The organism is Streptococcus massiliensis DSM 18628 (assembly GCF_000380065.1).
Lineage (GTDB): Bacteria > Bacillota > Bacilli > Lactobacillales > Streptococcaceae > Streptococcus > Streptococcus massiliensis.
The window spans coordinates 1-7,209 of sequence record NZ_KB904422.1; the positions used below are offsets into that span (position 1 = coordinate 1).

Here is a 7,209-nt window from a genome sequence, read left to right on the forward strand (position 1 = left end):
ATTGGAGAAACAATTTCTTGTATAAATCCTATCTTTCAGACTGTTTTTAAAACCTTTCTCAAGGACAAAGATAAAATTATCAACGCACTGGAACTGCCCTACTCAAACGCAAAACTAGAAGCTACTAACAACCTCATCAAAGTCATCAAGCGAAACGCTTTCGGCTTTCGGAACTTTGACAATTTTAAAACTAGAATCCTCATCGCTTTAAATATCAAAAAGGAGAGAACCAATTCGGTTCTCTCCAGGGTATGACTTTGCGTTAACCCACTACAGTTGACAAAGAGCCTTTATTTATTTTTTCAATTCTTTACGGTATTTTTCAATTTCCGTTTTATTCCCCCAGACATAATGACCGGGTTTGATTTCAACCATTTCTGGCTGCTCAACTGAGTAATCATGCTGATTTGGGTCATAGACTTTAAGAACTTTTTGGCGTTCTAAAATCGGATCAGGAATTGGCACCGCTGAAAGCAATGACTGGGTATAAGGGTGAATCGGGTTATTAAAGAGTTCTTCGGTTTCTGCAACCTCAACAATGACTCCCTTATAAATAACAGCAATACGATCTGAAATAAAACGAACCACTGATAGGTCATGGGCAATGAAGAGATAGGTCAAGCCCAACTCTTTTTGAAACTTCTTAAGCAAATTAAGAACTTGGGCACGAACGGATACGTCTAAGGCTGAAATCGGCTCATCTGCAATAACGAAATCTGGCTCCATCACCAACGCGCGAGCAATCCCAATCCGCTGGCGTTGTCCACCTGAGAACTCATGTGGATACCGAGTCAAATGCTCTGCCAAAAGCCCCACTTCATTGATAATTTTACGAACCTTAGCTTTACGTTCTTCCTCATCCTTATAGAGATGGAAATTCTGCAAACCTTCAGAAATGATATAATCAACCGTTGCCCGCTCATTCAAACTGGCAGCTGGGTCTTGGAAAATCATCTGAATCTTCCGGATCAGGTCACGCTCTTCCTCTTTAGAGAGTTTGGAATTGATTTTTTTACCTTCGTAGAAAATCTCTCCTTTGCTAGTATCATTAAGTCCAATAATAGCACGACCAATCGTAGTTTTTCCACTACCAGATTCTCCAACAAGTGAGAAAGTTTCTCCCTTATTGATGAAGAAATTGGCATTTTTAACTGCAACAAACTTCTTATGTCCTTCACCAAAGGAAATTTCAAGGTCTTTTACTTCAACTAATTTTTCAGACATTTTCTTCCTCCTTTGATGTTACTGTACTAAAAGCCATTGTTGAGCGAATCTTATGATGCAAATCTTCAATAACCGCTGGCTTATGAACTTTTGGAGCAGCCTCATGAAGAAGCCAAGTTTTAGCCCAATGTGTTGAAGTAATTTGGAAAGCTGGCGCCTTTTCTTCAAAATCAATTTGCATAGCATAATCTGAACGCGGTGCAAAAGCATCCCCTTTAATTTCTGTGTATAATGAAGGTGGGGTTCCAGGGATAGAGAATAGCTCTCCATGCTCGGTCGCAAGCTGTGGTAAGCTGGACAAAAGACTCCAAGTGTAAGGGTGAGCTGGCTCATAAAAGACTTCTTCAACCGTCCCATATTCAACAATTTCACCCGCATACATAACCGCAACCTTATCAGCAATACTTGCCACCACTCCCAAATCGTGAGTGATGAAAATAGTTGTAAAATGGTATTCGGCTTGTAAAGATTTAAGAAGATCAATAATTTGTGCCTGAATTGTCACATCAAGAGCTGTCGTTGGCTCATCACAAATAAGAATGTCTGGACGACAAGCCAAAGCAATCGCAATAACAATCCGTTGGCGCATCCCACCAGAATATTGGAAAGGATATTCGCTGAAACGCTTTTCAGGTTCAGGAATCCCAACTTTATTCATATAGTCAATAGCCAATTCTTTAGCTTCTTGTTTATTTTTCCCTTGATGTTTAATGATTACTTCAGTAATCTGGCTACCAATTGTCTTAATCGGATCAAGACTAGTCATAGGATCTTGGAAAATCGTTGCAATCTTAGCACCGCGAATACTTTCCCAGTCCTTGTTGCTCTTTAGTTCAGTTAATTCTTGCCCACGATAATCGATAGATCCTTCGGCAACACGACCATTTTCTTCTAACATACCTGTAAAGGTCTTGGTCAAAACAGACTTCCCACTACCTGATTCTCCAACAAGAGCTAAAACTTCTCCTTGAATGAGATCAAGTGAGACACCGCGAATCGCCGTTAAAACTCGATCGCGGACATCAAATTCCACGACAACATCGCGAGCTGTCAATATTACATTTTTTTCTTCTGTCATAAAGCGCTCCTATCTATGTGTACGTGGATCACTAGCATCTGCTAGATTTTGTCCAACCATATAAAGTGAGAGGGAAACCAAAATCAAAGTTGTCAATGGAATCCAGAACAAATAAGCATTCGTCGTTACATTTTGTGAATAGTTTGAAATCAAACGTCCTAAACTTGGTACTGTAACTGGCAAACCTAGTCCAAAGAAGGATAGGAAAGCTTCATAAGAGATAAAGTTTGGAAGTGCTTGAGACACTAAAGTCACAATAACAGAAATCAACTGCGGCAAGATGTTTTTATTAATCATCTTGAGAGTTGGAGTTCCCAGCGTACGACTAGCCAAGTTATATTCCAAATCACGGTAACGTAAAATTTGCACCCGAATATAATAGGCCGTACCGATCCATGAAGTAACACTCATGGCAAAGATCAAATTCCAGAAACCAGCCCCAATAGAGTAAGTCAAAACGATAACGATAAGAAGTTGCGGCACATTTGAGATGACATTGTAAACCTCAATCATGATGCGGTCAACTGTCTTGGAAATTCCCCAAAGTGCACCAACCAATACCCCCAAAACGGTCGTAATAACGGTTGCAATAACCGAAATCAAAATCGAATTCCGCGCGCCATACCAAACGCCATCAAAGAGAGATTGACCGTTACTATCTGTACCAAACCAATACTGTGCATTAGGTTGAATATAACGTGCGCTAAAGTCGTTTACCTTACTAACATCATTAAAGTCATAGTTGGCAAACATTGGATAGAGGAAACTCATTAAAATAATCAGAATCAGAATTCCCAACATAAGGATAGTCGATTTTTTACGGAAAAATTCACGGAAAACTGAGCGCCAGTATGAATATTCAGGCGCATCAATACTTTCAGAGGCAAAATCGTCGCGTTTGACAAATGAAAATTTGCTTTTATCAATCGTAGCCATTATTTACCTCCTTTTGATGATAATTTAATACGTGGATCAAGAATGGTCATCAGAATATCACCTGTAAGCAGGGCAATGATAGACAAACCTGTAAAGATAAAGGTCAGCCCGACAACCATTGAATTATTAGCTGCTTTGGCAGAGTCAATCAACATTTTACCCATACCAGGAAAAGCAAAGACAGACTCAGTCAGGGTCGCACCGACGATAACACTAAGAATGGCTGCTGGAATCCCTTGAACGATTGGAACCATAGCGTTTTTCATAATATGCTTAGCAGAAATTTCTTTTTCTGAAAGTCCTTTAGCACGCGCAAAGCGAACATAGTCACTAGACTGTTGGTCAATCATATAGCGACGTACCCAGATAGCTAAACCTGGAACGCTCAAAATTCCCAAAATAAAGGAAGGAAGAACGTAAGAACGCCAATCCCCTGCTCCCAAAATTGGGAAAGAATCTGGGAAGCCAATGCTAGATCCGACCAAACGGACAACATAAACCAAGGCAATCGTTGGAAGAGACAAGAGGAAGGTCAAAAAGGCTGTTGTGCCTGTGTCAAACCAAGTGTTCTTGAAACGTGCCATATAGGCGCCTAGTGGCAGGGCAAGAGCATAAGAAATGATAACCCCAATCAGTCCGATAATTGACGAATTGACAATCATAGACGGGTATTGGTAGTTGTTCTCTGTCGCAGTATAAGCATCTCCCTCACCATAGTTGGCAATGTCACGGGCATCAGCCTTACTTGGCGATTTGTAAGTCCGTGAATAGATGTTAACTGAAGACATTTTCTTGCCTTTAGGGAATTGTACCTCTTGAGTTTTTGTTTGACCTTGACCTTGCGTAATAACTTGAAGTACAGGAATGTTAGCATAGGTCGGGTAAGAAGTCCCTAGATTAAGTGTGATGATATTTTGATGAATGAATGGGAAAGATCCATTGAAGTAAATCAAATATTTATGACGAGTACCTGAACCAACTAGTGACCAACCTACAGATGGATCGTTTTCAATGGAAATGCTACGTTTCAAGTTTTTATTGGACGAATCCTTAATTACCCAAGGATGGTCAACTTGAATCAAGTTAGCATAAAAGCCAAACACACGCTCATAAACCGGCACTTGACGCACTGCATAAAATTGCTTACTTTCCTTGAATTGATAAAGCTTCCAACCATTTCCAATCTTTTTGATGTAATCTTCATAGATTTTCTTATTGGTAGCATTCCCTTCTACTGTGACAGAGCTATTTTCTTTACTAGCTTTTTCCTGCAATTCCTTGCTGTCGTAGTAATCAATATAGCCCATCCGCTCATAGATGGTATTTTCGTAATTATCTTTCGAATCAGGTGTTTTAGCAATCTTATTATAGTTTGGATCTTGTTTAAAGATCAGTCTTCTTGGCACCATTGTGTAAACAATAGTGTAAATCAAGGTCGTTACTAAAAAGATTGATACCAGCGATCGTAAGATACGCATAAAAATGTATTTCTTCATATTTTTCTTTCGCTTCCTTTTATTTCAAAAGAACTTTCCCTAATTGGCAGAGAAAGTTCTCCTGAAAGGTTTTATTTCACGTGACTTGCTAACTCTTCTTGTGCTTTCTTATTAGACTCTGCACGTTCTTTTTCCCATTTTTCTTTTGCTTTTTCATACTCTTTAGCAGTTACAACATCCTTGCTTGGTTCTAAGTATTTGTAATGTTTAAATTCTACACCACCTTTATTCCCTGATACAGCGTATGGCGCTGAAAATGGAACTAAGCGTTGTACATTTGGACGAGGATATTGTGAGTTGAGTGGAATCAAAAGAGCACTATCTGTTAACCAAGCCTGAGCCGCTGCGTACTTTTCATAGCGCGTATTCAAGTTTGCAGTTTCCTTACCAGCATCGGTAATCAGTTGTTCATACTCATCCAAACCAACCGCTGCCACAGCTTCTTTACTTTGACCAGCATCATAACCCATATAAGTTCTTGTATTTTCACCCTTAGATGGATTGATCACATCTAGATAAGTTGAAGGGTCTTGGTAATCTGGGTTCCATCCAACATTATTGGAGATGTCCCAATCTTCCTGAGCGGCATTTTCAGCAAAGTAAGTAATATTGTTTGCTTCATCCTGTGATACCTGTTGAATATCAACTACAACATTCTCTTTACCTAGAGAGTTTTCAATGGATTGTTTCAACGATTGAACACGTTGAACCTTACTAGTTGCTGTTTGGTCAACTGGCATATCAAGGTGAATAGGGAATTCAACACCTTCCGCTTGAAGAGCTTCCTTCGCTTTAGCAAACTCCGCTTTGGCTTTTTCAGGATTGTAAAGACTATCTTGACCATCCTTGAAATTCACACCTTTCCACTCTTCCTTGTCTGCCAGCTTTTCAGTGACCATATCACCAAAACTCTTGCCTTCTGACTGAACAAAGTCTGACGGAACAAACAAACTACGTAAGAGCTTCGTTGCTCCATCTTTACCATTAACTTGCGCTGTATATGCCTTACGGTCAATGGCAAAAGTTAGAGCTTGGCGGAAATCTTTATTCAGAATAGCTTTCTTAGTAGATGATTTCTGTGCATCTGTTGTCTTTGAAGTATGATTATAGCTTTGACGGTCAATGTTCATACCTACCAAGAAAGTACCTGAATCTTGCAAGCCATAAACAAGATTATCCTTGAACTTGCTTGCATACTTCTTGTAACCGCCTGAATTTGGATTAAGAACAGCACGAGAAAAACCACTTTCATCAAAACCACGTACGGCTGTATCTATATCCTGCCCGTCAAAATAAGTTAATTTTACAGCGTCAAAATGCACGTTATCCTTATCCCAATAAGCTGTATTTTTTGCCATTTCAATAGATGATTTGGCAGTTAAAGACTTGAGGAGGAATGGTCCGTTATATAAGAGTGAGGATGGATCAGTAGCGGAAGCAAAATTTTTCCCTTTTGATTTAAGAAATTCTTCATTTACCGGAGCTAAAATTCCCATCGTTGTTTTAGAATTCCAAAATGTCTCAGGTTTTTCTAAAGTATACTGAACGGTACGATCATCCACTGCTTTAACACCAACTGAACTAAAGTCCTTGTTAGCCCCTGATACATAATCATTCAAACCTTTAATAGAATTTTGTACTAGGTAAAGTGCTGCTGACTTATTATCGACCGCATACTTGAGTCCTGTAACAAAATCTTGTGCCTTAACATTTGCATACTCTTCACCCTCAGAAGTATACCACTTAGCATCTTTACGGATCTTATAAGTATAGGTCAAGCCATCCTTAGATACTGACCAATCTTCGGCCATGGATGGTATAAGGTTACCGTACTTATCGTTTTCTAAAAGACCATCAATAAGGTTTGATGTTAAGTCTGTTGTAGCAGATTTTCCTGTCGTTAAGTAGTTCAAATTATCAGGATCTGTTTCATAAATATAACTGAATGTTGCTGAACTACTTGACTTTGAGCCACCAGAGCAAGCCGCAAGTGTCCCTGCAGCAAGTAGGGTGACCCCTGCTAACGCAAAAAGTTTACTTTTTTTCATAGAACGTTCTCCGTATAATTAATTTTATCTATAATTATACCATACCCGAGCGAAAAAGCAAACTAAATATTCAGACAATTTGATGACAAATGCAATTTATTTTACTTTTTACTCTTTTAACAAAGCAAAAGGCTGGTTTCCCAGCCTCAAAACAGACTTATTTGGCTCTATAATTTCTGTAGTGGGTAAAATCACTTTAGGAATTATGGAGCCTATTTTGTTGTAGAAAAAAAGTCCCATAAGACCTATAATGAAAAGCGATCAAACCATCATTAGAAAGAATCTTATGGAACAATTAAATTTTATCACAAACTTACTGGAAATCAAAGACCCTAACATTACGATTTTGGATGTTCTAGATGCTGGTACACATAAAGAAATCATGGCTAAGCTAGATTATCCCGCTCCTAAATGCCCTCACTGCCAA

6 protein-coding genes and 1 pseudogene are annotated in these 7,209 nt (G+C 39.0%); 2 read left to right on the forward strand and 5 right to left on the reverse strand.

All coding sequences use genetic code 11. The annotated features are described in order from the left end of the window. On the forward strand, nt 1–255 hold a 255-nt coding region (locus A3I3_RS0108650), incomplete at its 5' end, for an ISL3 family transposase (protein ID WP_018372316.1). 39 nt (nt 256–294) lie between these two features. Here A3I3_RS0108650 and A3I3_RS0108655 read toward each other — a convergent pair. The 5 genes from A3I3_RS0108655 to A3I3_RS0108675 form a co-directional block, all read right to left on the reverse strand. Next, entirely contained in the window at nt 295–1,224 is a 930-nt protein-coding gene (locus tag A3I3_RS0108655) for an ATP-binding cassette domain-containing protein (protein ID WP_018372317.1), read from the reverse strand. Next, entirely contained in the window at nt 1,217–2,302 is a 1,086-nt protein-coding gene (locus A3I3_RS0108660) for an ABC transporter ATP-binding protein (protein WP_018372318.1), read from the reverse strand. Before A3I3_RS0108660 ends, A3I3_RS0108655 begins: the two co-directional genes overlap by 8 nt. Nucleotides 2,303–2,311: 9 nt before the next feature. Continuing rightward, entirely contained in the window at nt 2,312–3,238 is a 927-nt protein-coding gene (gene oppC, locus A3I3_RS0108665; protein ID WP_018372319.1) for an oligopeptide ABC transporter permease OppC, read from the reverse strand. Next, entirely contained in the window at nt 3,238–4,734 is a 1,497-nt protein-coding gene (locus A3I3_RS0108670; protein ID WP_018372320.1) for an ABC transporter permease, read from the reverse strand. Before A3I3_RS0108670 ends, oppC begins: the two co-directional genes overlap by 1 nt. 71 nt (nt 4,735–4,805) lie before the next feature. Continuing rightward, nucleotides 4,806–6,782: a peptide ABC transporter substrate-binding protein gene (locus A3I3_RS0108675; RefSeq protein ID WP_018372321.1), complete on the reverse strand. Its 1,977-nt coding sequence runs from the start codon at nt 6,780–6,782 to the stop codon at nt 4,806–4,808. 286 nt (nt 6,783–7,068) lie between these two features. Between A3I3_RS0108675 and A3I3_RS10895 the strand changes: the two are divergent. Next, nucleotides 7,069–7,209 (forward strand): annotated as a pseudogene (locus A3I3_RS10895) (ISL3 family transposase); the annotation flags it as partial.

Excerpts from the sequence above, each read along its gene's own strand:
- A3I3_RS0108660 (WP_018372318.1), bottom strand. The coding sequence starts at position 2,302 with ATGACAGAAGAAAAAAATGTAATATTGACAGCTCGCGATGTTGTCGTG.
- oppC (WP_018372319.1), bottom strand. The coding sequence starts at position 3,238 with ATGGCTACGATTGATAAAAGCAAATTTTCATTTGTCAAACGCGACGAT.
- A3I3_RS0108670 (WP_018372320.1), bottom strand. The coding sequence starts at position 4,734 with ATGAAGAAATACATTTTTATGCGTATCTTACGATCGCTGGTATCAATC.
- A3I3_RS0108655 (WP_018372317.1), bottom strand. The coding sequence starts at position 1,224 with ATGTCTGAAAAATTAGTTGAAGTAAAAGACCTTGAAATTTCCTTTGGT.
- A3I3_RS0108675 (WP_018372321.1), bottom strand. The coding sequence starts at position 6,782 with ATGAAAAAAAGTAAACTTTTTGCGTTAGCAGGGGTCACCCTACTTGCT.